This window comes from Arthrobacter sp. (assembly GCF_031179985.1).
GTDB lineage: Bacteria > Actinomycetota > Actinomycetes > Actinomycetales > Micrococcaceae > Arthrobacter.
On the sequence record NZ_JAPSHJ010000003.1, the window covers coordinates 132,868 to 159,070 of the forward strand.

Consider the following 26,203-nt stretch of genomic DNA (forward strand, 5'->3'; position numbering starts at 1 on the left):
CTGCTCTTTGAAAAACTGAACCACCCCTACTGACACGGCACCAGAAATTGCCTAGGCTCAATACAGAGCCTCAGCGAAAACGCTTTCTCAGACCGCCGTCCATCGGAAAGAGCCCAACAATGTCAGAATTTTCAAACAGCGCGGAATCCAGGGAAAACCTCATCCCGGACATCGCCCTCAATAACGGAGTCAGGGTCCCGCAACTTGGATTTGGAGTGTTCCAGGTCCCGCCTGAGGAGACGCAGCGAGTGGTGGAGGATGCCCTGGAAGCGGGCTACCGGCACATCGACACCGCTGCCGCCTACCGCAACGAGGCCGGCGTCGGTGCGGCGATAGCAGCCTCAGGCGTTCCGCGCGAAGAACTCTTTGTCACCACGAAGCTCCGGAACGGAGAGCAGGGACAAGCTCTTTCAGCGTTCCACAACAGCCTCAGGGCACTTGGCCTTGATTACGTGGATCTCTACCTCATCCACTGGCCGGTTCCTTCCCAGGGACTCTTCGTCAAAGCCTGGCAGGCCATGGAAAAGCTCTATGCCAACAACCAGGCGCGGGCCATTGGCATCTCCAACTTCCTGTCACCCCATGTGGACACGCTCCTTGAGCATGCCGAAGTGGTTCCCGCCCTCAATCAGATCGAACTCCACCCCACGTACCAGCAGCGGGATCTGGCAGCAAAGTGCAGCTCATTGGGAATCGCCGTTGAGGCCTACAGCCCGCTGGGCCAGGGAACAGACCTTGACGCCGCAACGGTGAGAGAACGGGCAACCAGCCATGGGGCCACGCCCGCCCAGATCATCCTTGCGTGGCACCTCGCCCAAGGCACGGTTGTTATCCCAAAGTCCGCCAACTCGGCCAGGATGCGCGAGAACCTTGCTGCCACGTCCATCCAGCTCACGCAGGCGGAAATGGAATCCATCACGGCTTTGGAGTCGGGGGCACGCATTGGCTCCGATCCCGCCGTCGCAGCCTTCACGCAAATGTAAGGAACTGACTATGCAGTACACCCACCTTGGCCGTTCAGGCCTGAACGTCTCGCGCCTGTGCCTCGGAACCATGAACTTCGGCCCGCAGACCGAAGAAGTCGCCGCCCATGCCATCATGGACTCCGCGATTGAATCCGGGATCAATTTTTTCGACACCGCCAACGTCTACGGCGGGGCTGAGCATCGAGGCTGGACGGAGGAGATCATCGGCCGCTGGTTCGCTCAGGGCGGCGAGCGGCGTGAAAGGACTGTGCTCGCCACAAAGCTCTACGGCACCATGACCGATCGGCCCAATGAATCCAGGCTGTCCGCCCTGAATATCCGCCGGGCCCTTGACGCGAGCCTCAAGCGGCTGCAGACCGATTACATCGACATTTACCAGTTCCATCACATTGACCGGGACACGCCTTGGGACGAGATCTGGCAGGCCATGGAAGTCGCCGTCCAACAGGGCAAGATCCTGTATGCCGGCAGCAGCAATTTCGCCGGCTGGCACATTGCCCAGGCGCAGGAATCCGCTGCCCGCCGCAACTACACAGGACTTGTCAGCGAACAATCCATTTACAACCTGCTCACGCGAGCGGTGGAACTGGAAGTAATACCCGCTGCACAGCAATACGGGCTGGGACTGATTCCCTGGTCTCCGCTTCAAGGCGGTCTGCTCGGTGGCGTACTTAAGAAGGAGAACGACGGCGTCCGCCGCACCCAGGGACGCGCGGCCCTGGCCCTTGCAAAACACCGGGACAAGATCCAGCAGTATGAGGATCTTGCTGACGACCTTGGCCACGAACCCGGTGACGTGGCGCTCGCGTGGCTCCTGCATCAACCCGCGGTGACGGCCCCGATCGTGGGTCCGCGCACGCAGGAACAGTTGGACGCCGCTCTCCGGTCTTTGGACGTGAAGCTCGACGCTGATGCCATCAAGCGGCTCGACGACATTTTCCCGGGGCACCGTACTGCCCCGGAAGACTACGCCTGGTAAATCAGAGGGCTAGTCGCCGAGCGACGACTTAGGCTCAGCCTCGGGTGCGGGCTCCCGGGAGCGCGCCTACGCGGAGAAAGCGTAAGGGCCGAACCGACCCCAGGCAACTGCGCCTGCCAGAATCAGCAGGACGACGTTGACGATCACCATCTGCGATTCCTTGCGTCGCGCGTGGGTGATGATGGCTCCGGCCATGATCAAGCCCAGGCCCAGCGCGGCCAGGGGCGCCAGGATGGGGGCGATCCCCAGAGCGGCCGGCAGGAAGGGCTTCCAGGTCTACGCGGATCCCGCCGGCCATCCCTTCTGTCTCTGCTGGGGCTGACACCTCCCCTGCTTGTGGTAGAACCACGTCGGTCAGACGTGTGCATAGTCCCGAGCCAAAGCGCCGGCCCAGGACCCCGTCCACCGCGTAGGACCTTCCCGCCCACTTACCAGCGCCCACAAGGCGTGTCGCAACCAAACCGCCGTCGAAATTGGCTTCTGAGATGAAGTAACTGGGCTGGAGCGTCAGGAGCAGGAGCAGGCGGGGTGGACAGGTCGAGTGCAACCCTTGACCCGCGGCGCGGCCGCCATTACGGTACTGGGGAAGCGTTTTCCCATTTCGTAATTGAAAGGATTCACTGATGAATCCGAGCAAAATATCCAAGCGGTATCTGTCTGTCCTTGCCGCCGCAAGCGCCTTGGCCTTGGGCTGTACAGGAGTGCCCGCCAACGCCGTCGAACCTTCCGGACGTGCCACTTCCGGAGTGCAACTGGACTACCTGGACCGCGGCCTGGTAGCTGCCGGCACCTCAGAGGGAGTCTTCCTCAGTTGGCGGCTCCTCGGCCACGAAGCAAGCAGCGCGTCCCCAACAGGCCTGACCGGAACGGACTTCGCCGTACACCGGGACGGCCAAAAAATTGCCACCGTCACCGACAGCACCAACTTCCTTGATCCTGCAGGAACAGCCACCTCTCAATACTCGGTTGCAGCCATCAGTGCAGGCCACGAAGTAGACCGCAGCGAGGACGTCACGCCCTGGGCCGGCAACTTCAAAGACCTTCCGCTGAAGAAGCCGGCGAATGGAACAACGCCCAAAGGCGAGGTTTACACCTACTCCGCCAATGACATGAGTGTGGGCGACGTCAATGGCGACGGGCAGTATGAGTACGTCGTCAAATGGGACCCCTCCAATTCCAAGGACGTCTCACAGGTGGGCTACACAGGAGCCACCTACGTGGACACCTACACGGCCGACGGAACGCTCCTTCACCGGATCGATCTGGGCGTCAACATCCGCTCCGGCGCCCACTACACGCAGCTGCTGGTGAACGACTTCGACGGCGACGGCCGCTCCGAGATGATGTTCAAAACCGCCCCGGGCACCAAGACCGTGTCCTTCACGGATGGAGCGGTCAAGGAAGAACAATTCATCTCGCTTCCCAAGGCAGATCAGGAGGCCGGCTACTCGCATGCCGACGACTATCGCATGAGTGCTGAGGACTACTACCGGCATATGGTTGAAACGTTCCAGAACTGGACGGAACATCCCGAAGTGAAGGCTGGCAACTGGCCCTCAACGCTTGAGGAAGCCTTCGGGACGACACCCAAATACCAGTACCCGCTCTCCGAATCCGACGCTGAAGCCCTGACCGACTACTTCATGGACGTCTACGCCCCGTCCCGCAGCTCCCGGAACAACCTGCGGGCCTTTGAAGGCTTTATCGTGTCCGGTCCGGAATATCTGACGGTCTTCGACGGTGCCACAGGCAAAGAACTGCAGACAGTGGCGTACAAACCGGACCGCCACGACGACGGCCTGATGTGGGGCGATTACGCCATGGGCCGGATTGAACCCGGCAACAGGGTGGACCGTTTCCTGGCCGGCGTTGCCTATCTCGATGGTAAGAAGCCGGCAGCTGTTTTTGCCCGCGGGTACTACACCCGCACTACCCTCGCCAGCTACACCTGGGACGGCCGGAACATCAGTGAAGTCTGGAACATTGACAGCGGCTGGACTCCCATGACGAATCCCTTCAATGATTCCCCTCACGGCCGCGACGGCACCGATCCGGAATACGGCAAACTGACCACGCAGGGGTTCCACTCGCTGAGCGCCTCCGACGTGGATGGAGACGGCAAACAGGAGATCGTCTACGGCTCCGCAACCATCGACGACGACGGCTCGCTGCTCTACAGCTCCTTCGACCAGCTCCCGGCGGGAAGTGCAGCGCCCGGGGAACAGGCACGCCTCGGCCACGGTGACGCGATGCACGTCACCGACATTGATCCGGACAGGCCCGGCAAGGAAATCTTCACCGTCCACGAAGGCGCTTCCTGGGCGCCCTACGGCTATGCCATGCGAGATGCCGCTACAGGAGAGGTGCTTTTCGGCGCCTACTCGGGGAAGGACACGGGGCGTGGCATGATCGGCGACGTCGATCCCGCCGTCCGAGGCATCGAAAACTGGGCTATCGGGATGCAGTCGGCCGACGGCGATAAGCTGTCCCCGACTGCCACTCCGGGCACCAACATGAGCATCAAGTGGGCCGCGGACATGACAACGCAAATCATCAACGGCTCCGGCGACCAGACCCCCTCGATTGTGGACTGGAAGCGCGGGACTTTGCTCAGCGCCGTCGGCACACGCACCAACAACGGAACCAAAGGTACCCCGTCCCTCGTTGCGGACGTTCTGGGTGACTGGCGCGAGGAACTGCTGGTCCGCACAGCAGACAGTTCAGCCATCCGGATGTATCTCAGCACCGAGGTCACCCAGCACAAGTTGTACACGCTGATGCACGATGCTCAGTACCGCGCGGAGGTGGCACGGCAGAACACCACCTACAACCAGCCTTCCTACACCGGGTTCTACTTCGCGTCCGACATGGACTTCACGAAGGTTCCGTTGCCCTCACTGTGGACTCCGGGAAGCGTCACCGGCCTGCAGTCCCGGCTCCAAGCCCTCGTTGGATCCGGTGAAGTGAGCGGGCCCGTCGCCAAGCAGCTCTCAGCAGTTCTTCAAACTGCCGTAGCGGCTGTTGCCCGGGGCGATGAAGAGCAGGCGGGACCGGCAGTCGAAAGATTTGTAGCCTTCCTGGACCAGCGGAAACAGACTGATCACGTGTCGGAGAGCGCCCGGAGGACACTGACACATCACGCTTCATCAATTCTGAAGATGCTGGGCAGGTAGGCAGCGAAGCGCAGGTTCGTTTATTCACCCCCGGTTCCCGGAAGGAACCGGGGGTGTGCAAAAGCGATGCCATAGGAGAGACTGCTCAAATGTCACTTTCACCCCTGATTGAGCTCAATGATGGATCCAAAATCCCCCAGTTGGGGTTCGGCACCTGGCCGCTGAATGACGAGGAGGTGGCCGACGCCGTCGTGTCCGCCGTGGAGGCCGGTTACCGGCACATTGATACTGCGGTGAAGTACGGCAACGAGGCGGGAGTCGGCGAAGGTATTCGCAGAAGCGGAATCGACCGCTCCGAGATCTACGTGACCACAAAACTCGACGGCGAATTCCAAGGACAAGAGCGGGCCGTTGAAGGATTGGAGGGTTCACTGGAACGGCTGGGCATGGACTCTGTGGACCTTCTCCTCATCCACTGGCCGCTCCCTCGACGCGGTGAGTTCGTCTCCACTTGGAAGACGTTCGAAATGCTTCAGGCGACGGGGAAAGCCCGCTCCATTGGAGTCTCAAATTTCAAGCCTACGCATCTTGATATTCTCCTCAGCGAAACAACGGTTGTACCTGCCGTCAACCAACTTCAAATCAATCCTGCGATCCCCAGGACCTTCGAACGGTCCTACAACGCGCGGCAGGGGATCCAGGCGGTCGCTTACAGCCCCCTTGGCGCCAGCAGCGAACTCCTTCACGCGCCTGTGCTGGCACGCATTTCGGAAAAACATGGCAAAACTCCCGGGCAGGTGGTGCTCCGTTGGCACGTTCAGCAGGGGCTGGTGGCGATCCCAAAATCGGCGCATCCGCAGCGTATCCGCGAAAATTTCGAGGTATTCGACTTCGAACTCGATGACCGGGATTTCGAGGCTATTGCAACACTGGACGCCGGGCCTGACGCGGGCGTGGACTCTGATATCCAGGGCCACTAAGGCAGCCTGACTGGCAAAAAAATACTAAGCATGATTACTATTGGGGAGAAGGATGAAGCGCACCCGGCAACCCGGGTGCCTCCTTAAGAAGAAGGAACGATAAAATGGGTTTTTTCGCATTTCTGATTCTGGGCCTTATTGCCGGCGCCATCGCTAAGGCAGTCCTCCCCGGGCGTCAGGGTGGTGGCATCTTCATCACGCTGCTGCTGGGTGTTGTTGGGGCCATCCTCGGCGGCTGGATCGGCGGAATGATCTTCGGCACCGGCCTCCAGGAGTTCTTCTCCTTGCAGACGTGGCTGCTGGCCATCGGTGGTGCGCTCATCGTACTGCTGGTCTACGGCATGATCACCAAGCGCTCGCACCGCTAATCACGGTGCGGCCTGAAACCGGCTCCAGGAACCATCCTGGGGCCGGTTTTCTCGCTAAGGCTCGGCATGGCTGATAGCAGCCGCTGGGGCCAGGTACAAAAAACCTTCTCACAGAGCAGGAGTACATCATGAAGAAAAAGCTTCTCTTCGGAACAGGGATGGCCGCGGGATACGTTCTCGGTTCACGCTCAGGGCGCGCCGCCTACGAAAAAATCAAGGCGCGGGCCGCAAGTATCTGGGACAGCAAGCCCGTCCAGGACAAAGTTTCGGCGGCCACCGAGGCAGTTAAGGAAAAGGCGCCGGAGGTCACTGACCAATTGACGGAAGCAGCCAGGCGGGCGGGGACGGTCATCAGTTCGGCCATGCACCGGGATGACGGGAAGTCCGGCGGTTCGAACGGGCACAAGTCCGACGGCGGCACAGTCACCGAAACCAGCATCCCCGCTCACAGTACCCATCCGGAAACCGCCAACCTGGGCACCTCCAGCGACGAGGGTCCGGCTGTAGATCCCGGCAAGAACATCTAAAAACTTCCTATAAGCCACGGCACGCGAGTGTCTTCCGCGTGAGACCGGCTGGGCACTGCGGTCAGCCGGATATCCCCGGCTGGCCGCACCGCTGAGAATTGAGCGCCAGAATATAGGGGCTCCCACAACCGTCTGGGGAATTGCTGGAAATTGTCGGTGCAAGCGCTTACAGTGTGAGTTGGCTCTCAGTAGCCGGTCTCCATAATGACATCGTCTCACTCTGCCCTTCGCCGCAGCAGCGCCGCTAACCGGAAGGATCCCTATTGTGTTTTCCCGCTCCCTGCCCTTCTTGCAGCCCAGACCAAACCGAGTATCCGAGCAAGGGACGGGCATAGCCTTCCGTACAGGGATGACCTTCCTCGTGGCTGCCGCTACTGCTGCTGCCGGCATGAGCACAGCGCATGCCGGGCCGAAATCCGAGGATCCGCAGTCGCCGTCGGGGATCCACTCCCTCAGGGCGCCGGTAACAGACGAACGGTTCTACTTCGTGATGGCGGACCGCTTCAGCAACGGGAATACCCAGAACGACGACGGCGGCCTTGGTCCGGACCCGATGGTGTCCGGGTTCGAACCGACCAAGAAGGGCTTCTACAACGGCGGGGACCTCCAGGGCCTACGGGAACAGATTGACTACATCGAAGGGCTTGGCACAACCTCAATCTGGCTAACCCCCAGCTTCAAGAACAAGGCCGTGCAGCCAGAGGACAAATCGGCCGGATATCACGGCTACTGGATAACGGACTTCACCCAGATTGATCCGCATCTGGGCACCAACGCCGAACTGAAAGCTCTGATCGACGACGCCCATGCCCGGGGCATGAAGGTCTACTTCGACATCATCACCAACCACACTGCAGACGTCATCGGCTACGAGGAAGGCGACCGCACAGCGTACGTCTCCAAGGACGTGGAGCCGTACGTCAACGCCGCCGGGGCGGAGTTCGATGACCGGGATTACGCCGGAACCGGGGAGTTTCCGGAACTGGATCCGGCCACTTCATTTCCCTACACCCCCGAGCTCCAGGCCGGGGAGCAAGACCTGAAGGTCCCGGCGTGGCTCAACGATCCCACGCTGTACCACAACAGGGGTGACACCACCTTCGCCGGGGAGGACGCCTACTATGGCGACTTCTTCGGCCTGGACGATCTGTTTACAGAACACCCCACGGTGGTGAACGGTATGAAGGAGATCTACAAGACGTGGATCCGTGACTTCGGCGTGGACGGCTTCCGAATCGACACCATGAAGCACGTCAATGACGAGTTCTGGCAGGATTTCGGTCCGGATGTGCTCGCCTACGCCAAGGAACAAGGCAAAGACGAGTTCTTCATGTTCGGCGAGGTATTCGATACCACCAAGAGCTTCACCTCCCAGTTCACTACCCGGAACAAAATGCAGGCAGTCCTCGATTTTCCCTTCCAGGAAGCTGCCCGCAACTTCGCTTCACGCAGCCAGGACGCAGCACAATTGGAAAGCTTCTTCGCCGGCGACGACTGGTACACGGACGCCGACTCCAACGTCTATCAGCTGCCCACGTTCCTTGGAAACCACGACATGGGCAGGATCGGCAGCTTCATCAGTGCTGACAACCCGGGTTCGGACGACGCCGAAAAAGTTGCCCGCGACAGCCTCGCGCACGAGCTGATGTACTTCTCGCGCGGCAACCCGGTGATCTACTACGGCGACGAACAGGGCTTCACGGGCCCCGGTGGAGACCAGGATGCCCGGCAGACACTGTTCGCCAGCAAGGTCCCCGAGTACCTTGACGACGACCTCCTGGGCACCGACGCCACCCACAGCACCGACAACTTCAACACCTCACACCCCCTGTACGGCAAAATCAGCGAACTCGCTGCCCTGACCACGGAACATCCGGCACTCCGCGACGGCGCACACCAGCACCGCTATGCCTCCGATGGCCCGGGCATCTACGCGTTCTCCCGGATCGATGCCGAGGATCAGCGCGAATATGTCGTGGCCCTGAACAACAGCGAGCATCCCCAGACGGCCAACGTTCCTACATACGTTGGCAAGCGCACCTTCACGAAGATTTATGGAGAGGCCGCCGCAGAGTCCAAGACCGGCTCCAACGGAGAGCTCAGTGTCACCGTTCCGCCGCTGTCCGCGGTGGTGTACCAGTCCTCAGGCCGCATTCCGCACTCAAAGGCGGCTCCCGGCGTCGTCCTCCAGGAGCCAAAACCCGCCGAAGGCGACAACGGGCGCCTTCAGGTGGCGGCCGACGTCGACGGTTCCTCGTTCTATGAAGTCACCTTCGAAGCACGGAAGTCCGACGTCGGATGGGAGCGGATCGGCACCGATGACACCGCCCCGTATCAGGTGTTCCATGACGTCGCGGCGCTGGAGACCGGAACCGTCGTGGAGTACCGCGCCGTGGTGCTGGACAACGGAGGCCACTCGTCTACAAGCGAAGCGAAGAGCGGCACTGTTCCTGCTGCGGCCCTGAGCATGCAAAGGCCCGCGGCCGGAAGCAGCGTCCAGGGGAGAGTTGAAGTCAGCGCCGTCGCCAGCCCAGAAAAGGCCGACCATGTGGTGGAATTTGAGCGGAGCATCGACGGTGGGGACTGGACGGCCATCGGCAGCGACAGCTCCTCCCCCGTCTACACGGTGTTCGATGACATCGCGGCCTTGGGGCTGGCAGACGGAACCGAGCTGAGGTACCGGGCCACCATGGACGTAGCCGGCGCCGGAACAGTGACCAGCGACGTCCGGACCGTAGTGGTCGGCGAGATCCCGCAACCCGATTCGGTCACCGTGGCCGGCGACCTCAACTCGGCAATGGGCTGCGCCGAGGACTGGCAGGCCGATTGTGGGGCGGCGTTCATGACTCTTGACCCTGCCGACAAGGTCTGGCGCCTCACCATTCCGTCCCTGCCCGCGGGAACTTACCATTACAAGGCCGCGCTGAACGGCACCTGGGATGAGAACTACGGTGCGGGCGGCGGCCTCAACGGTGCCAACATCGTGCTGGAGCATCCAGGTGGTGCCGTCACGTTCCGCTATGACCACAGCACACACATCATCAGCGCCGTCTACGCCTCGCAGCAGCCCGGCGCTGTGGCCGTGGCCGGAAGCCTCGATTCTGAACTGGGGTGCCCCGAGGACTGGATGCCCGGCTGCGACCAGGCCCAGTTGGCTTTGGATCCGGCTGATCTGGTGTGGAAGCTGGTTGTTCCCGATCTTCCCGCGGGAAGTTACGAGTTCAAGGCTGCGCTCAACCGGTCCTGGGACGTGAACTATGGGGCTGGCGGAGCGCCCGCCGGCGCCAACATCGCCTTGAACCACGACGGCGGACCGGTGACGTTCCGGTATGACCACGTCACCCACGTCATGACGGCCGTCTGACGTTTCAGCCCGGTGTCTTCCGTCCACGTCTTCAAGGGAAGGCGTGGACGGAGCTACCCGGAAAGCTCGTTGGAAGCGAAGAGTCCCCTGATGAGATCGCTGAGGTGTGACCAGTGCTCCCCTGACATGGTGGCCGCCGCTTCGGCGTCGCCTTGTTCACAGACGAGGATGAGTTGGTTGTGGTGATTGATGGTTTCCTCCCCGCCCAGGAGGCCGGAGAACTTCCGGTAAAGGATTCTGTGGAGTTGCGGGTGGAGCTGTTCGATGATGCGTTTGATGACAGGGTTTCCGGCGGCATCGATGATCACACTATGGAACGCGTCGTCCGCGGCCAGGGCCTTGGAGACGTCCTGTTTTTTCACAGCGGCGGCAAAGTTCTTGTTGGCCTGGCGCATCACGTGGAGGTCACGGTCCGTCAGCCGTGGAACCGCCGATTCCATGGCCAGGGAATCGAGTGCCTTGAGAACGGCAAGGTTTGCCGCAATGTCGTCTTGATTCAGCGTCGAGACTCTTGTGTAAACACCCGGCTTGGCCTCTATGAGCCCACTTTCAACGAGCCGGGTGAGGGCTTCGCGCACCGGGGTCCTGCTGAGCCCAAGCATTTCTGCCAGATCGGAGTCTTTGATTTTCTCGCCGGGGGCGAGCTCACCCCGGACAATGGCATCCCGGAGCCGGTCATAAGCTGCGTCGCTCATCTTCGGTCGGTCAACGGTGCTGGTGTGGACTAGCGGCATATTGGACACAGTACTCTGCGTCACCGCTCAGCAATGACAAGGCGGACCACCGTGACGGCGAGAACTTCCGCGGGATCGATGAACGGCACCGGGATATCGTCGGCCGACAGGCCAACGGGAACCTCCGTGCATCCGGCGATAATTGCCTGGGCCCCCGCGTGGATAAGACCCCGCGCAGCTTGGATGAATAGTGGCCGGGCTGCGCTGGTGTTTCCCGCTTTGACGGCGCGAATGGGGGCCATCACCAGATTCTCCTGGCAGTCAGCAGCGGGCGTGATGACCGAAATGCCCTCCCTGTCGAGCCAGGATTGGTAGAGGCCGGCCTTCTGGGTTCCTGTCGTGGACAGCAGTCCCACCTTTTGAACGGTTGGTGAGAGCTGCCGGACGTACTTTGCCGTCTCTTCAATCATGTGAACGATGGGGATATCGACCTCTGCCTGCACGGCTGCGAGGAAGGCATGAGCCGTGTTGCAGGGAACGGCAAGCATCCTGGCCCCGGCCTCTTTCAGCAGCCTGGCCCCGGCAATGAGGGCCGGTGTTGGATCCTCACCGTGCGTCAACAGCGCGTCTGTCCTGTCAGGAATCGTGGGGTCGGACCAGATCAGGACCTGAAGATGCTCCTGATCGCGCGTGGCGGGGGTGGCGTGCACCAATTTGAGGTAGAAATCCGCCGTCGCTTCAGGACCCATCCCTCCAAGGATCCCCACGACGCAGCGCTGGCGCAAGGTGGCCTTCAACCCAGGAGCCGCAAGTGGAGGCAGAGAGAAGAAGGGTGCCGGCGGTGAGATGCGGGCGCCAATTCGAGTCTTCATTGGAGTCATTTCTAAGGTAGCGGGTCTGTATCCAGTATATTACATACCGCTTGACCTTGGTATGCAATATATTGCACGCTCGCTGCTGTGGTTCGTCATTGCATCGGCCCTGGTGGCACGTGCGGTTTCGTCACGGCCCACGCTCTCAATGTCGGCGACGGATTAGGCCTGGTTCCCACGGGAGATGGCGGCATTGAGTCAAAACCCATGGATTACCAGGCATTCATCACCAACACTGATGGAAGTCATGCTCAAAGTCCCACTGGGTGATCATGATTGCCGTAGCTGTGGCCTTCCTTGGGAAGCAGCCTTCCGCCTGATACGTGCCGTCCGGGAGCCCATGGTTATCGCGTTCGCTACCTCCAGCAGTGAGGCGGCGCTCCCCAAGCTCATCGAAGGGCTGACGAAATTTGGTGTCGATAAGAGCACGACGGAGTTCGTCCTCCCGCTGGGATACTCCTTCAACGTTGACGGCTCCATGTGTACATGACATTCGCGTCCGTGTTCCTCCTCAATGCCTACGGCATTGACATGGACCTTGGTCAGCAGATTGCCATGACCGCCATGCTGTTGCTGAGCAGCAAAAGGCATGGCCCGGGCTCGTTGGTTATCGTGGCCGCCGTCGTACCTGCCTTCGGTATCCCCGCTGGCGGTATCGCCGTGCTCCTGGTGATTGATCAACTCCTGGACATGGGCCGGACAGCCACCAACATCCTTGGCAACGCCATCGCCACCGCCGTCCTGGGCCGCAGCCACGACAAGGCGGCACGCCTTCAATCGCAGCATCACAACGACATTGCTGAAGTCTTGGAAAAGCCGAACTGACTTCAGTCAGATAGCCAATCCAACACAAAGGGAGGCGCCGGGATCCAGACTTCGGATCCCAGCCCCTCCCTTTCGCTTTGACTGGCGGCGCAGGTGCCCAGCGTTCTCTCGGACTAGGCCGCGCAGGCCTTCTTCAGCTCACTGACGGAGGCTGCGGGAACTTCCTCGCCGGCCTCGGCGATCTGCTTCATGGGGTCTGTGATTTCGGCTGGCACTCCGGCGGTCTCTGCCCCAGCGACCAGGCCGACGAGCAGCTTCTTGTCCTCAACGCTGACAACTCCGTCCTCGATGACTGCGCACACCTGCCCCTTCACCTGGTCAGCGGCAGCGCTGGCAACTTCCGTTACTGCGGAGCTGGCGGCATTCTGGGCCGCTTCCTGCACCTGGCCGCAGCCGGCAGCGAGGACTAGAAGCGGGATCATGGACAGCAGGGCAAGGGAACGTTTCATCCATCCACCCTAACAATGTTCGGCCCGCTGCCTTTCCGCCGAACAGCCGGTGAACAATCCAATAGGCATGGGTTTGCACACCTACAAGTGCGGTCAGTCCACAGCGTCCAGCCAGGTCAGCACGGAGCCGTCCTCCTCGATGTGTGAAGCGAGCTCTCCGTTGAACTTTGCACCGTAGTCTGCGGTGATGTGCTCCTGGAACGCGGCATCGTCCGCATAAACCTCAAAGACGAAGTATTCACGTGGATTCGTTTGCCGGGTGTACGGCAGGAAGAGCTGGTTGCCGGGTTCCTGCCGGACTTTTTCGGTGAGTTCGCGCATCATTTCCGCCACCCGCACCTCGCTTCCGGATTTTACGGTGAACTCGGCATAGAGGGTTTTGGTCATCATGTACTCCTTGGAGGTTGCAGGGTGAGGCAAGGTTGATTTGTCAGAGATGCGGGGCCGGTAAGCCCGGAGGGGCGAGTTCGCCGGACCCCCGAACAATAAGTTCCGAGGGCACCACATAGGTTTGCGGAGCCGACTGGTCGCCGTCGATACGGGCCAGAATTCTTTCCGCAGCCAGTTTCCCGATCCTTTCCGGGTGCTGTGCAACCACCGTGATTCCGGGGTCCATCATGTCCGCCAGCGCGAAATCGTCGAACCCGACCAAGGCGATCCTCTTATTGGCGTTCAGCTCCTTCAACCCGCGCATCGCCCCGAAAGTGACGAGGTTCTGGCTCGAGAAAATGGCGGTGGGGGGATCATCAGAACCAAGTAGCCCACGTGTTGCCTGCCGGGCAGACTCCTCGTCGTGGAGGCCCTCGCGGATGGGAACGGCGGACGTCGCGATGCCCGCCGCGGCCAGAGACTCAAGAAATCCCCGACGACGTTCGCGTGCAGTCTGGATGTCCGTCCGGTCTCCGAGATAAGCAAGTTTCCGGTGCCCCCGGCTGATCAGATGGGCTGCTGCCTTTGCGGCTCCGGCAGCGTTGTCCGTAACCACAGCGTCCGCCTCGACCCCGACGGGTTCACGGTCAATGAAGACGGTGGGCAGGTCCCTGGAGTGTTCCGGAATAACGTAGGCCTGGCTCCGGGCGATGGGCGTCAGCACCAACCCGTCCACGCGCCGGCCCAGGAAGGCCGCCACCAGGGCCTTTTCGCGTTCAGGATCATCGTCCAGGCTGGCGGCGAATACAGCGATGCCCCGCACTGACAAGGCATCTTCCATGGCCCGGTGGATCTCACTGCTGAAGGGGTTGGAGACGCTCGGCAGCAGCAGCCCCACCGAGAGCGTCTGCCGTCCGGACCTGCGCAAACTTCCTGCGGCCATGTCCAACTGATAGTTCAGCTGCTGGGACGCACCGACGACGCGCAGCCGGGTGGCCTCGGAGACACCCGGCTCGTTATTCATGACGCGCGAGACAGTCTTTATTCCGACGCCGGCCAGCGCCGCAACGTGTCGCATCGTGGGCCGGCTCTTTCCCACTTCAGCCTGGTAACGATTAGACATCGTTGTCACAACCTCGTCCTTCATCATCGACTTTCCCTTGACTCTACCCTGTGATCCTGATTACATGATGGCTGACAACGTTGTCATGACTACACGCCTCAAACCCAGGAGATTCAATGTTGAGTTCCAAAGCTCCGCGTTCAGCAGCCATCCGTACGCTTGCCGCAGGCGCTGTCCTGACGCTCGCCACCCTTAGCCTTAGTGCCTGCGGAGGGAGCTCAACAGCCACTTCCACTGACGGTTCCGCTGAGAAGATCGGCGTATCGCTGATCGTCAAGACCACCAGCAACCCCTTCTTCGTCTCCATGCAGGACGGCGCCAAAGAAGCAGCCGCAGCAGAAGGCGTTGACCTCAAGCTTGCCGCAGGCAAGGCCGACGGCGACGAGGAAACCCAGATCCAGGCCATCGAAAACGCCATCTCCAAGGGCGACAAGGGCATCCTCATCACCCCGAATGGCCCCTCGGTTGTTGACGCGCTGAAGAAGGCCAAGGACGCGGGGCTGTTCGTCATCGCCCTGGACACTCCGCCGGACCCGGCAGATGCTGCAGACATCACCTTCGCCACCGACAACTTCGCCGCCGGCGAGCTGATCGGAAAGTGGACCGCCGCCCAGCTCGGCGGCAAGAAAGCCACCATCGCGCTGCTCGACCTCTTTGACGACAAGGTTGTTTCTGTTGACTACAACCGTGATCAGGGCTTCCTGTCCGGCCTCGGGGTGGACACGGCAGACGCCAAGAAGAACGGCGACGAGGCCAAGACCGGCAAGTACACCGGCGGCAAGGGCGGCGAGTACGAAATCGTCGGAAACCAGGCTTCGCAGGGTGCAGAAGACGGTGGCCGCACGGCCATGGAAACACTGCTGGCCAAGAACCCGAACGTCAACGTTGTTTACACCATCAACGAACCTGCAGCTGCCGGGGCCTTCGAAGCGCTCAAGTCAGCCGGCAAGGAAAAGGACGTGCTGGTGGTCTCGGTCGACGGCGGTTGCAGCGGCGTGGACAACGTCAAGTCCGGCGTTATCGGCGCGACAGCCCAGCAGTACCCGGTGAAGATGGCGGAACTCGGCGTCAAGGCCATTGTGGAGATTGCCAAGACCGGCAAGAAGCCGGCCAACTCGGAAGGCCTGGACTTCTACAACACCGGTGTTGAGCTGGTTACGGACAAGCCCGCCGACGGCGTCAAGAGCATCACCACCGCCGCTGCCGCCGATATCTGCTGGGGCAAGTAAGCATGACACAGCAGCAGACCGCAGGACCCCCTGCCACGGGGAGCGCTGATCTGGCCGAGGAGTTCCTGGACCGCCAGACCCCGCTCAGCCGGGTCAGGAACGTCCTCCACCGCTACCCCGCCCTCAGTCCGGCAATTGTCCTGCTCATTGCAGTGGTCGTCTTCGGGCTTCTCAATGACCGGTTCCTCCGGGTTGAGAACCTGTCATTGATCACCCAGCAGGTCTCGGTGGTGGGAACACTCGCCATCGCGCAGACCCTGATCATCCTGACGGCAGGAATTGACCTCTCGGTCGGTGCAGTCATGATTCTCGCCTCGATGGTGGTTGCGCAGATCTCCGTCGGCAGCGGAATGCCAGCCCCCTTGGCCCTTCTGATAGGGCTCGTGGTGGGACTCGGCGCAGGAGCTCTCAACGGCTTCCTGGTCACCAGATTCCGGCTCCCGCCGTTCATCGTGACGCTGGGAACCCTGAACATTTTCATCGCGCTGACTCTCCTGTATTCAGGTGGCTCAACTGTCCGCGGCTCCAGCATGCCTGACTTGCTGACCTGGATGGGCAGCACTTTCCCGGTGGGCCAGGTCCGGATCTCCACCGGCGTCGTCATGATGCTGCTCCTCTACGTGGCCATGGCCTTCATCCTTGGCAAGACGGCCTGGGGCAGGCACGTCTATGCCGTGGGTGACGACAAGGAGGCTGCCCGTCTGGCCGGTATCCCCGTGAACCGCGTCCTCATGAGCGTTTATCTGGCAGCCGGGGCCATTCTGGCTGTCGGTGCCTGGATCCAGATCGGCCGGACCAACGCCGCCAGCCCCAACGGCGGCGTGGACCTGAACCTGGACTCCATTACCGCCGTCGTTATCGGTGGAACGAGCCTGTTCGGCGGGCGTGGCTCCGTCTGGGGATCGCTCCTCGGGGCACTCATTGTGGGTGTTTTCCGCAATGGTCTGTCCCTCGCCGGGCTGGATGTGCTCTACCAAACACTGGCTGTGGGCGTCCTCATCATCGTCGCAGTGTCCATCGACCAGTGGATCCGAAAGGTGAAATCATGACGGCCGCAGATCTCGAGAGCACCGGCACCAAAGTGCGCCAGCCAATCATGCAGGCAAGGAACCTCGTCAAGACCTTCGGCAAGGTGGTGGGCCTGGACGGCGTAAGTTTGGACCTCTACCCCGGTGAAGTCCTGGCCATCATTGGCGATAACGGCGCGGGAAAATCGACACTCATCAAGTGCCTTACGGGTGCGGAAATCCCGGATTCGGGCGAACTGACGGTTTCCGGTCAGTCTGTTCATTTCAAACGCCCGCAGGATGCCCGTGCGCATGGGATCGAAACGGTGTACCAGAACCTGGCAGTATCGCCGGCGCTGGATGTCGCTTCCAACCTGTTCCTGGGCCGGGAGGAGCGGTTGCCCGGTCCTCTGGGCACGATCTTCCGGATGCTGGATACCAAGGGCATGCGGCGCAAGGCCAAAGAGGAGCTCACCCGCTTGGGAATCTCCACACTTCAGGATGTCACTGTGCCCGTGGAGAACCTTTCCGGCGGTCAGCGGCAGGCTGTTGCGGTGGCAAGGGCTGCGGCCTTTGGCTCCAAGGTAGTGGTGTTGGATGAGCCGACGGCGGCACTCGGCGTCCGGGAGTCCAACCAGGTGCTCCAGCTCGTCAGGGACCTGCGGGACAGGGGGCTGCCGGTAATTCTGATCAGCCACAACATGCCGCACGTGTTCGACGTGGCTGACAGGATCCATATCCAGCGCCTCGGAAAATGCGCGGCAACCATTACGCCCGAGTCACACACCATGACTGACGCCGTCGCCATCATGACCGGCGCAGCCACCGCCTGATTCCGGCGGCAGCCCCGAGTCCACCCATCTCGTCCTGCACTCCGTCCGCGGACCTGCCACAGGTCCGCGGACGGCTCCACGAAAGGCCTCCTCATGCCCAGCTCCCCCAGCCCTGCAGGGGCCGCAGCACACTCCGACGTCGTTGTTATCGGCGAAGCCCTGATTGATGTCGTCGCCTCTTCCGGAGGAACGGTGGAGCACCCGGGCGGGTCTCCGGCGAATGTGGCTTACGGGCTGGGACGTCTCGGAATCAGTACTGCACTGCTCACGTCAATCGGCGACGACGAACGTGGCTCTGCGATCGAACGGCACCTCGGGAGGGCAGGAGTCGCACTGCTGCCCGGTTCCAAGCATCCGGGCCGCACGGCGTCTGCGACCGCGACGCTCGCCGCAGACGGCTCGGCCCGCTACGAGTTCGACATCAGCTGGGAGCTGCAGCCCGTTCCGCCTTCATATCTCCCCAAGGTGATCCACACCGGTTCCATCGCCACTTTCCTGGCCCCCGGGGCAGCCTCCGTGCGGTCCTTGCTGGAGCAGGCCCACCGGGAATGCGTGATCACCTACGACCCCAACATCCGCCCGGCCTTGCTGGGCAGTCAGGCCGAAGCGACCGCCCTGTTCGAGGAACTGGTTCCCCTGACCGACGTCGTCAAGCTCAGCGATGAGGACGCGCTGTGGCTCTACCCGCGCAAACAGCTGGAGGAAGCTGCGGCACGGATCCTGCAGCTCGGCGCCGGGCTGGCTGTCATTACGAAGGGTTCGGAAGGTTCGCTTCTGGCAACCCCGACAACCCAGCTCCACGTTCCATCGGTGCCCTCCGTAGTGGCGGACACCATTGGTGCCGGTGATTCCTATATGGCGGCGCTGATTTACGGGCTGCTGTCACGGGGCGTGGACGGGCTTTCGTCCGAGGTCCTGGAATCTCTGGGACGTACCGCATCCAAGGCTGCCGCCATCACTGTCCGCAGGGCCGGCGCAAATCCCCCGACTGTCGAAGAGCTGCTTGCCGGGCTGAAGGAGTCGGAGGCAGTCGTATAGCGGTGGTGCCTGGAGGACGCGAGGCATAGACTGCGCTTGTCCACCCTTGCCGGAGTCAACAGGACCAGTCATGAAACTAGTGCTCTCGACTGTCATCAACAGGCCTCCAGATGTTGTGTTTGAGTTCTTCGCGGTGAACCATGTGCACAACCATCCACGATGGGATCCACATATGGAACTGCAGCAGGTTTCCGACGGACCTATCGGCGTCGGCACTCAAATACGACGCCGCCAGACCCGTATGGGCCCTCCCATCGAAGGCGTGATGGACATAGTGGAGTTCGAGCCCGCACGCGCCTTCGGTGCTCTCATTGTTGATCAAACGCCCAACGGGCCGCTGGAAATCCATTCCCGGGCGACATTGGATCCCGTCGATGGAGGCGGCACAAAACTGACTCTTCATCTGGACATTCCTGCTATGGACACCTCGCCCGATCCGAGCATGATCGAGAACAGCCTCCGCCGGATCAAGGAACTCATCGAAACGACTGAGTGAGCCTGGCGGCAGGTGCATCGGTCACGAAGGCCGGTAGTCGCCGTCGTCGTCTTCCAGGTGTTCCGCGAGCCCACTCCGCAAGTGCTCTATAAGGGCGGTAACGCGACGGGGAGTATGCACGGCGGCCGGGTACACGGCGTGAATGTCCGCCGCAGGGGTTGGTACATCTGCAAGAACCTGCTGCAGCAGCCCTTGGCGAAGCATCGGGTTCACATGCCAGGTGGAGCGCATCGTCAACCCGAGTCCCTGGAGGCACCAGCCGGCAACCACTTCGCCGTCGTCGCTGACCATATTGCCCTTCACCCGGACGTTGTGTTCCCGGCCGTCTGCCCCAAAGCGCCACACAGCGTAGTCACTGTTGTCCTGCCGCAGGACGATGCAATTGTGCTGTTCAAGGTCGGCAGTTGTCTGTGGGCTCCCGTGGGTTTCGAGATACTGCGGCGAAGCGCAGACCACCCTCCGGCTTTCAGCGAGGCGGGTGAATTTGAGCCGGGAATCCTCCAGACTGCCTACACGGATCCCGATGTCAAAGGGGCTCACGGCGATGTTGAGCGGAAGCGCCGACATCTGCAGGTCGACTGAAACGCCCGGGTGGTCACGAATAAACGCACCCAGCAGCGGGGCAATATGGATGCGGCCGAGGCCGACTGTGGAGTGCACAGCAATCCGGCCGCGGAGCTCGCCGTGTTGTGGTGACATTCCTTCCTCAAGATCCGTTTTCTGCTGAAGGATCGCCAGCACCCCCGCCGCATAGTGCTCTCCTTCCGGAGTGAGGCTGAGTTTGCGCGTGCTCCTGCGGACCAACTGGACTCCCAGCCGCGATTCCAACTGCGTCAGCCGTCTGCTGATCGAGGGCAGAGACATTCCCCAGAATCTCGCCGCTTCAGTCAGGCTCCTCGAACGGGAAATCTGTTCAAAGAACTCGAGGTCGTCCACTGTTGCCAGGTCCATCGCGCACTTCTTTCACTTGAAGAAACAATGCCTTACCTATAATCGCAGACTCGTGGCTTTATTAATCCGTAAACTGGTTCGACAGGAAGCATAAAGCGAGTAAAGCCCCGCCACCTGGTCCGCCCCGCCGAATCGAAAGCTGAACCAGATGAACCGTGCCGGAACTGACAGCCTCGTGCGAGACCTGACCACGGACGGCGTCGAGGTGGATATCAGCAGCCGCAGGCTGTCGGAGTACTCCTATGACGCGTCCAACTACAAGGTGCGCCCCATGGCTGTGGCCTTTCCCCGCTCCAGCCAGGATGTCGCTGCAGTCATCCGCGCCTGCCGGCGCCACGGCATCCCGCTCACCAGCCGGGGCGGCGGAACCAGCATGGCAGGAAACGCCATCGGAAGCGGCGTCGTTATTGACTTCTCCCGCCACATGTCCAGGCTTCTGCAGCTGGACCGCGAGGCCCGGACAGTCACCGTCGAGCCGGGCATGGTTCTGACCACGTTGCAAAAACAAGTGCAGGCCGCTACCGGCGGAGCCCTGACTTTTGCCCCCGATCCGTCAAGCATGGGCAGGGTGACAGTGGCCGGAGCCATTGGTAACGACGCCTGTGGAAACCACTCCGTCAGATACGGCCGGACCGTAGACCACGTCGTTTCGGTGGACCTGGTGACGGCGTCAGGGCATCTTGTGACTGCCGGCCCTGGCGGGGTGCGTCCCATTGACCAGGCCGACGAGGGCGCCGTCGCCGAAGCTGCGCGCATCGATGCCGGCCTGACCCAACTGCGGGATGGGAGCCTGGGGCTCCTCCGCACGGAGTTCGGGCGCATCGCGCGGCAGGTCTCCGGCTACCAGCTGGCCAACCTCCTTCCCGAGAACGGCTTTGATGCCGCCAAGGCCCTCGCCGGAAGCGAGGGTACGTGCGCTGTCATCGTCTCCGCCACAGTGAAGCTGGTAGACGTGCCTGCCGCCGCGCTGCTTGTCTGCCTTGGATACCGCGACGTCGTCGCTGCCGCAACCGATGTGCCGGAGATCCTCCGGTTCAACCCCGCAGCTGTCGAAGGCATCGACGACGCCATTGTGCAGACCATGCGTGAGCGGCGCGGTCCGGACTCCGTCGGTGCTTTGCCTGATGGTACGGCCTATCTGTATGTGGATCTGGACGGCAGCGATCCCGCCGACGTTCGGGCCCAGGCCGAAGATCTGCTGCAGACGCTGAAGCAGCGGGGCAACGTGGTTGACGGCGTTGTGGTATCCGATCCCGTGGACAGGGCCAACCTTTGGCGTGTCCGGGAAGACGGTGCAGGTCTGTCCTCGCGACTCGCCGGCGGTGTCCAGTCCTGGGCAGGCTGGGAGGACGCCGCCGTCGCGCCGGAAAATCTGGCGGCCTACCTTGGCGACTTCACCCGGCTTCTTGACGAGCATCAGCTCCGGGGCGTGATGTATGGCCATTTTGGCGCCGGCTGCACCCACGTCCGAATCACCTTTGACCCCCGGACCGAGTCCGGGAGGGCGGTTATGGATAAATTCCTGCGCGCGGCTGCTGACCTTGTAACCCGCCACGGCGGATCCCTATCCGGCGAACACGGCGACGGCCGGGCCCGCTCCGCGCTTCTCCCCATCATGTACAGCCCGGCAGCGCTGCAAGCCTTCGCCCGCTACAAAGCGGTCTGGGACCCGGACGGGGTCCTCAATCCGGGCATCATCACTGACCCTGCTCCAGTAATGGCCGACCTTGCCCTTGCAGCCGCCCCTGCCCGCGGTTTCCGGACGTCCTTTGCCTTGGAACCGGCAGACTCAGGCCGGGAGGGGTTCACGGACGCCGTCCAGACCTGCATTGGCGTCGGAAGGTGCAGGACCACTTCGGGCGGAGGGGTGATGTGCCCCAGCTATCGAGCGACACGGGACGAAAAGGACTCCACCCGGGCACGGGCGCGCGTTCTCCAGGACATGATCAGCGGATCGGCCAGCGCTAAGGAAGGCTGGAAATCAGAAGACGTCCGGGATTCCCTGGACTTGTGCCTCTCCTGCAAGGCCTGCTCCACCGATTGTCCTGCCGGCGTGGACATGGCCACGTACAAATCCGAATTCTTCGATCATTACTACGAAGGCCGTTTACGGCCCATAGCCCACTACACCCTGGGCTGGTTGCCCACCTGGCTCAAAATAACCAGCCGGATCGCTCCCTTGGTTAACGCCGCCCTTGCATCACCGCTGCGGCCACTCATTGCTCGGATCTCCGGCATCACCACCCATCGCAGGATGCCGGACTTCGCCTCCCGGGCACAGTTGCTCAAGGAGATCGCGTACGAACCTGCCCGCGGTACCGAAAAGGCTCCGGCCGATACAGTACTGTTCATCGACAGCTTCACCCGGGGTTTTCGCCCTTCAGTCGCCGGTGCAGCCAAGCGCGTCCTCGAAGACGCCCGGCGGACCGTGGAGTGCAGCGCGGACATGTGCTGCGGCCTCACCTGGATTTCAACAGGTCAGCTGGACACAGCCCGCAAGATGCTCACGCGGACGGCAGAGGCACTGGACGACGGAACCGACAGGCCCATCGTTGTCATCGAACCCAGCTGTGCGGCTGCCCTCCGCAAAGACCTGCCGGAACTGGTTCCAACAGAAGCGGCACACCGCGTGGCAAAGCGTATCCAGAGCTTTGCCACAGCGGTCATAGAGCAGACTAAAACAGGCTGGCAACCGGCGTCGGTCCCGGCCGCGGTAACCGTCCAGACCCACTGCCATGAGTACGCCGTCTTCGGTTCCGGAACCCAGGCCAACGCGTTGGCCGCGCTGGGCATCACCACGGTCAAGGAAGCCACGGGCTGCTGCGGCGTCGCAGGAAACTTCGGCTTCGAAGCACAGCACTACGACGTAAGCATGGCAGTCGCCGAACAGTCACTCGCCCCGGCTCTGAAGGGAACGTCCGACGGAACACCCATCCTGACCGACGGATTCAGCTGCCACATGCAGGTGCGGCAAGTCCTTGATAACCACTCAAACGGTGCCTCCAGCCATCTCGCGGAACTCATCGATCCAGGGAATCAGGTAACGCCGCTTCCGGAGTTGGCTAGGAGCCGTCCCTCACCTGAGTGAGCGTCTTGGCATCGAAGGCGATATGGCTGAATGTTGCCGTCGTGCCTTCTCCTGACGGGGATTGCGCCGCAAACCCGATTTTCACCGACTCGGGTGCCGGGTCCCCCATGGCGAAGTACCGGACCATGTTCCACCGTTCTCCGTCGACGGAAGCGTGGAGCGCGAACGCCGCGCCAAGACGGGAGATCCGCAGGTAGGTCCCGGCCCTGTCGATGGGCCAACTGTCGCAGTCGTCGGACTTACCGTCGCGGGTCACCACCGAGACAACTCTGGTTGTTCCGCTCGGGTCCAGCTCCGCGCAGATCTTGAACCAGTTCAACGGATCCAGGTAGCCAATCAGGACTCCGGAGTCGAAGTCACTCACAAACACGGGGCTTACGAACGCGCTGAGCCGGAAGTCGCCCTGTACCGGCGAGACATATCTTTCCGCATCAGCTGTGCCTGCGGATCCGGCGGGGTCAAGGAACATGTCTGCACCCGCATCAGCAGTCAGTGTGAGCATCCCTCCTTGAAGGAGCGGGGCAACCTGTGATTGCGGCCCTTCACCCATGAGAGTAAACGGCAGGGATTCAATTTCCAGTTCTCGGGGGTTCTTCACAGACCAAACCTATCGGCCGGGCTATCCAACCAACGTCCCACCAGGGAGCGTTTCGGTAATCTCCCCCGGCTCTCGTGCACCTGTCAGGGGCCACACGATGTCGTGGTCCCCTACCTGAAGGGCGAAGCCTTGCTGCCCTGCCGGAACGAACGAAGCCTGCCCTTCAGGAAGGCCAGCGGGGGGATGAGAATTCGGGGCCGGCAATAAATACGCGACGACGACGGCGCCGTCGGGCAACGCTTTAGCGTAGTCGGACGGCTGTGGATACCCTATGACGGGCAGTTCAACGTAGACCCTTCCGTCATTGCCCTTAGGCATTTCTCCTTGGACGACGTTTTCGATATCTACAACCACGACGATCGAGCCAATGGCGTTCGTGTCCGTCCTTCCTTCCCGGATCCCCGCCACGGTTCCCTTAACAACCACGCCGCTCACGCTGGCGAGCGCCTCAGTGGTTGGCAGCCGATTGGAGTCCCGTGCTTGGCGGCCAACGATTTGGCCGGGGGCTCCTTCAGGGGTTTGGCCACGGAAAGCTGCCAAAGTGTCCTCGGGCTTGTAGGAGGCGAGCACGGAACTCTGAGGGCTGGCCTGCTCTTGGCCGGATGGCGCAAACAGCCCTGCAGCCCCGGCCCCCAAGCCGCCGAGCAACAGGACCCCGGCTGCTACCCCGACCGCAGCCCAGGTGCGGGCGCGTCTCTCGGGCCGGGAGGCTGTTTGCTGAACGCGGGACACCAGTTCCGCCCGCAGCGCGTCGCTGAACCGATCATCCAACTCTGGTTGCCTCATGACAGCTCTCCTTCCAACTCCGCAGCGGGCACAGGTTTGCCTTCTCTCACGATGGCCTTCTTCATCCGCTGGCGTGCCCGGTGCATACGCGTCTTGGCTGCTCCTGGTGTCAGGTTCAGCACGGCTGCGGCAGCTGCGAGGGTGTAGTCCTCAAAGACCACAAGGCTCACCAGCTGCATGTCCAAGGCATTCAGGGTCCGAAGGGCATTTGCCACGTCACTCTCCATGGCGTCCAGGAAAACAGATTCGCCTGTCACCTGGGAAACGTCCTCGGTCCTGGGGAGCGAATTGAGGAGCCTGCGGTAGCGGAAAACCGAACGTTTACTGTTGCGTGCCAGGTTCGTCGTCGTGACCAGCAACCAGGGAAGAACTGATCCCTCAACAAGACGCACGCTGTCCCGGCGCCGCCAAAGTTCCAGGAACGCTGCGGACATCACGTCCTCAGCATCGTGCCGTTCCCCGCAGAGGCGGTAGGCATGGCGAAAGACCCGGCCACGATGCCGATCGAACACCCTTCCGAAGGCTTCGCCGTCGCCATTCAGGCTTCGCAGCCACAAGGCCGCTTCGCCGGACTCAGAACTTCCCATGCCCTGTATTGTCCGGCAACTTAGGAAAGGTTTCACGGGAATCGAAAAAGGTGGAAACGAGCCCCTGAGGCGGGTACCGCTGTCAACCGGTGTGGTCAAGATCCGGCAATGGACGCTGTTGTCTTCCCGTCACTCTTGACGATGGTCCAGCAACTGCCGGACCCTATGACTTTCGGTTTGGTCCGTTCTGCAGGATTCACAACAAGAGCCGTATCTTCATCGATTGCCATCACCGAGTCCGCAAGGCCGTGATGGACTGCCGCAACAGCTCTCCCCAAGGTGCCTCCCTGAGCTGCGTGAACATCTACAGCAAAGGGAACCAGACCCAAGCCAGGACGAAAAGTCAGCTCTTCCAAGCCCTCTGACCATTCCTGCGGGCAGACTTCAGTACCGTGGCTTCTGTATCCGCCGATCAACGCGTAGTCCGGGGCGATCATTGCTCCAGCAGAGAATCCCAGGTAGGGCACACCCGATGCCACGGCTCGACGAATTTCTTTCGCCGCACCCTTCAGCCCCTGTAAGTAGGCGGGCGTCAGCCCCCCGCCCACAACGATTGCATCGACATCGGCAAACAGTGCAGGATCCACCGGTTGATCAGCTCGGATGTAACTCTCTGCGATGAGGCAACTGGCTCTACTTCTTAGTGGATCTACATACGAGGGTAGAAAATGGGCACCGCTTCCTTCATGGTCGAACAGCACCACTGCAACCCGCGGCACCCTATTCAGTCCGGTCTTCCGGCCTGTTTCGGCAGCAAATTGTGCCAAAACAGCAGCGGTACGTAATGTGTCGGGGCCGCCTCCCACCAAGAAAATACTCACATCTGCCAACGTACCGGCGTTCCAGCTCGGGTGCGGGGAGAAACGTGCGTCCTGCGGGCCCTGAGCACGGCGGGCTCAAGGCGAAGCGGCAAGATTGAGCATCCCTAGCTTTTTTCCTTGATCCAGCTGCCCTTCAAGCG

At 61.6% G+C, this 26,203-nt stretch carries 24 protein-coding genes and 1 pseudogene; 14 read left to right on the forward strand and 11 right to left on the reverse strand.

Annotated features, from left to right (window positions below):
- The first annotated feature begins 119 nt into the window (after positions 1–119).
- Both RIN13_RS02700 and RIN13_RS02705 read left to right on the forward strand, forming a co-directional pair.
- The gene (locus RIN13_RS02700; RefSeq protein ID WP_309105789.1) at positions 120–983 is read left to right on the forward strand and encodes an aldo/keto reductase; all 864 of its coding nucleotides are present in this window, start codon (positions 120–122) and stop codon (positions 981–983) included.
- A gap of 10 nt (positions 984–993) precedes the next feature.
- On the forward strand, positions 994–1,965 hold the full coding sequence (locus RIN13_RS02705) for an aldo/keto reductase (RefSeq protein WP_309105790.1): 972 nt from the start codon (positions 994–996) through the stop codon (positions 1,963–1,965).
- 66 nt (positions 1,966–2,031) lie between these two features.
- On the opposite strand, the gene RIN13_RS02710 is transcribed toward RIN13_RS02705, so the two are convergent.
- Entirely contained in the window at positions 2,032–2,160 is a 129-nt protein-coding gene (locus RIN13_RS02710; protein ID WP_375164648.1) for a hypothetical protein, read from the reverse strand.
- A gap of 428 nt (positions 2,161–2,588) precedes the next feature.
- Between RIN13_RS02710 and RIN13_RS02715 the strand changes: the two genes are divergently transcribed.
- The 5 genes from RIN13_RS02715 to RIN13_RS02735 all read left to right on the forward strand — a co-directional run bounded on the left by RIN13_RS02715 (position 2,589) and on the right by RIN13_RS02735 (position 10,317).
- Positions 2,589–5,138, forward strand: coding sequence for a rhamnogalacturonan lyase (locus RIN13_RS02715; protein WP_309105791.1), 2,550 nt, complete (start codon positions 2,589–2,591; stop codon positions 5,136–5,138).
- Positions 5,139–5,227: 89 nt separating this feature from the next.
- Positions 5,228–6,058, forward strand: coding sequence for an aldo/keto reductase (locus RIN13_RS02720; RefSeq protein WP_309105792.1), 831 nt, complete (start codon positions 5,228–5,230; stop codon positions 6,056–6,058).
- Positions 6,059–6,162: 104 nt separating this feature from the next.
- On the forward strand, positions 6,163–6,426 hold the full coding sequence (locus RIN13_RS02725) for a GlsB/YeaQ/YmgE family stress response membrane protein (protein WP_309105793.1): 264 nt from the start codon (positions 6,163–6,165) through the stop codon (positions 6,424–6,426).
- A 128-nt stretch (positions 6,427–6,554) separates the two neighbouring features.
- Positions 6,555–6,953 carry a YtxH domain-containing protein gene (locus RIN13_RS02730; RefSeq protein ID WP_309105794.1) on the forward strand — a complete coding sequence of 133 codons (399 nt, stop codon included), beginning with the start codon at positions 6,555–6,557 and terminating at the stop codon, positions 6,951–6,953.
- Positions 6,954–7,302: 349 nt separating this feature from the next.
- Positions 7,303–10,317, forward strand: coding sequence for an alpha-amylase family glycosyl hydrolase (locus tag RIN13_RS02735; protein WP_375164650.1), 3,015 nt, complete (start codon positions 7,303–7,305; stop codon positions 10,315–10,317).
- 53 nt (positions 10,318–10,370) lie between these two features.
- On the opposite strand, the gene RIN13_RS02740 is transcribed toward RIN13_RS02735, so the two are convergent.
- On the reverse strand, positions 10,371–11,012 hold the full coding sequence (locus RIN13_RS02740; protein ID WP_309105795.1) for a GntR family transcriptional regulator: 642 nt from the start codon (positions 11,010–11,012) through the stop codon (positions 10,371–10,373).
- A 59-nt stretch (positions 11,013–11,071) separates the two neighbouring features.
- Entirely contained in the window at positions 11,072–11,863 is a 792-nt protein-coding gene (locus RIN13_RS02745; RefSeq protein WP_309105796.1) for an amino acid racemase, read from the reverse strand.
- 340 nt (positions 11,864–12,203) lie between these two features.
- On the opposite strand from RIN13_RS02745, the pseudogene RIN13_RS02750 reads away from it, so the two are divergent.
- A pseudogene (locus RIN13_RS02750) lies at positions 12,204–12,688 on the forward strand (dicarboxylate/amino acid:cation symporter).
- A 113-nt stretch (positions 12,689–12,801) separates the two neighbouring features.
- On the opposite strand, the gene RIN13_RS02755 reads toward RIN13_RS02750, so the two are convergent.
- The 3 genes from RIN13_RS02755 to RIN13_RS02765 form a co-directional block, all read right to left on the reverse strand.
- A complete protein-coding gene (locus RIN13_RS02755) occupies positions 12,802–13,137 on the reverse strand; it encodes a hypothetical protein (protein ID WP_309105797.1) in 336 nt (111 codons plus the stop codon).
- A gap of 93 nt (positions 13,138–13,230) precedes the next feature.
- Positions 13,231–13,527, reverse strand: coding sequence for a putative quinol monooxygenase (locus RIN13_RS02760; RefSeq protein WP_375164651.1), 297 nt, complete (start codon positions 13,525–13,527; stop codon positions 13,231–13,233).
- 40 nt (positions 13,528–13,567) lie between these two features.
- The gene (locus RIN13_RS02765) at positions 13,568–14,584 is read right to left on the reverse strand and encodes a LacI family DNA-binding transcriptional regulator (RefSeq protein ID WP_309105848.1); all 1,017 of its coding nucleotides are present in this window, start codon (positions 14,582–14,584) and stop codon (positions 13,568–13,570) included.
- 161 nt (positions 14,585–14,745) lie between these two features.
- Between RIN13_RS02765 and RIN13_RS02770 the strand changes: the two genes are divergently transcribed.
- From RIN13_RS02770 to RIN13_RS02790, 5 genes are all read left to right on the forward strand, one after another.
- Positions 14,746–15,858 carry a substrate-binding domain-containing protein gene (locus RIN13_RS02770; RefSeq protein WP_309105798.1) on the forward strand — a complete coding sequence of 371 codons (1,113 nt, stop codon included), beginning with the start codon at positions 14,746–14,748 and terminating at the stop codon, positions 15,856–15,858.
- A 2-nt stretch (positions 15,859–15,860) separates the two neighbouring features.
- Positions 15,861–16,907, forward strand: coding sequence for an ABC transporter permease (locus RIN13_RS02775; RefSeq protein WP_309105799.1), 1,047 nt, complete (start codon positions 15,861–15,863; stop codon positions 16,905–16,907).
- Complete coding sequence (locus RIN13_RS02780; protein ID WP_309105800.1) at positions 16,904–17,698, forward strand: ATP-binding cassette domain-containing protein; 795 nt, start codon at positions 16,904–16,906, stop codon at positions 17,696–17,698. The genes RIN13_RS02775 and RIN13_RS02780 overlap by 4 nt, the downstream gene beginning before the upstream one ends.
- Positions 17,699–17,791: 93 nt before the next feature.
- Positions 17,792–18,736 carry a carbohydrate kinase gene (locus tag RIN13_RS02785; protein WP_309105801.1) on the forward strand — a complete coding sequence of 315 codons (945 nt, stop codon included), beginning with the start codon at positions 17,792–17,794 and terminating at the stop codon, positions 18,734–18,736.
- 70 nt (positions 18,737–18,806) lie between these two features.
- Positions 18,807–19,232: an SRPBCC family protein gene (locus RIN13_RS02790; RefSeq protein ID WP_309105802.1), complete on the forward strand. Its 426-nt coding sequence runs from the start codon at positions 18,807–18,809 to the stop codon at positions 19,230–19,232.
- Between the two features lie 21 nt (positions 19,233–19,253).
- Here the strand turns inward: RIN13_RS02790 and RIN13_RS02795 are convergent, their stop codons facing one another.
- On the reverse strand, positions 19,254–20,183 hold the full coding sequence (locus RIN13_RS02795; RefSeq protein ID WP_309105803.1) for a LysR family transcriptional regulator: 930 nt from the start codon (positions 20,181–20,183) through the stop codon (positions 19,254–19,256).
- 148 nt (positions 20,184–20,331) lie between these two features.
- Between RIN13_RS02795 and RIN13_RS02800 the strand changes: the two genes are divergently transcribed.
- Positions 20,332–23,271: an FAD-binding and (Fe-S)-binding domain-containing protein gene (locus RIN13_RS02800; protein WP_309105804.1), complete on the forward strand. Its 2,940-nt coding sequence runs from the start codon at positions 20,332–20,334 to the stop codon at positions 23,269–23,271.
- Here RIN13_RS02800 and RIN13_RS02805 read toward each other — a convergent pair.
- From RIN13_RS02805 to RIN13_RS02820, 4 genes are all read right to left on the reverse strand, one after another.
- The gene (locus tag RIN13_RS02805) at positions 23,246–23,869 is read right to left on the reverse strand and encodes a DUF1349 domain-containing protein (protein ID WP_309105805.1); all 624 of its coding nucleotides are present in this window, start codon (positions 23,867–23,869) and stop codon (positions 23,246–23,248) included. The genes RIN13_RS02800 and RIN13_RS02805 overlap by 26 nt on opposite strands.
- Positions 23,870–23,890: 21 nt before the next feature.
- Positions 23,891–24,655, reverse strand: coding sequence for a hypothetical protein (locus tag RIN13_RS02810; protein ID WP_309105806.1), 765 nt, complete (start codon positions 24,653–24,655; stop codon positions 23,891–23,893).
- Positions 24,652–25,242: a sigma-70 family RNA polymerase sigma factor gene (locus tag RIN13_RS02815; RefSeq protein WP_309105807.1), complete on the reverse strand. Its 591-nt coding sequence runs from the start codon at positions 25,240–25,242 to the stop codon at positions 24,652–24,654. The genes RIN13_RS02810 and RIN13_RS02815 overlap by 4 nt, the downstream gene beginning before the upstream one ends.
- 95 nt (positions 25,243–25,337) lie before the next feature.
- Positions 25,338–26,063 carry a Type 1 glutamine amidotransferase-like domain-containing protein gene (locus tag RIN13_RS02820; RefSeq protein WP_309105808.1) on the reverse strand — a complete coding sequence of 242 codons (726 nt, stop codon included), beginning with the start codon at positions 26,061–26,063 and terminating at the stop codon, positions 25,338–25,340.
- Between the last annotated feature and the right edge of the window lie 140 nt (positions 26,064–26,203).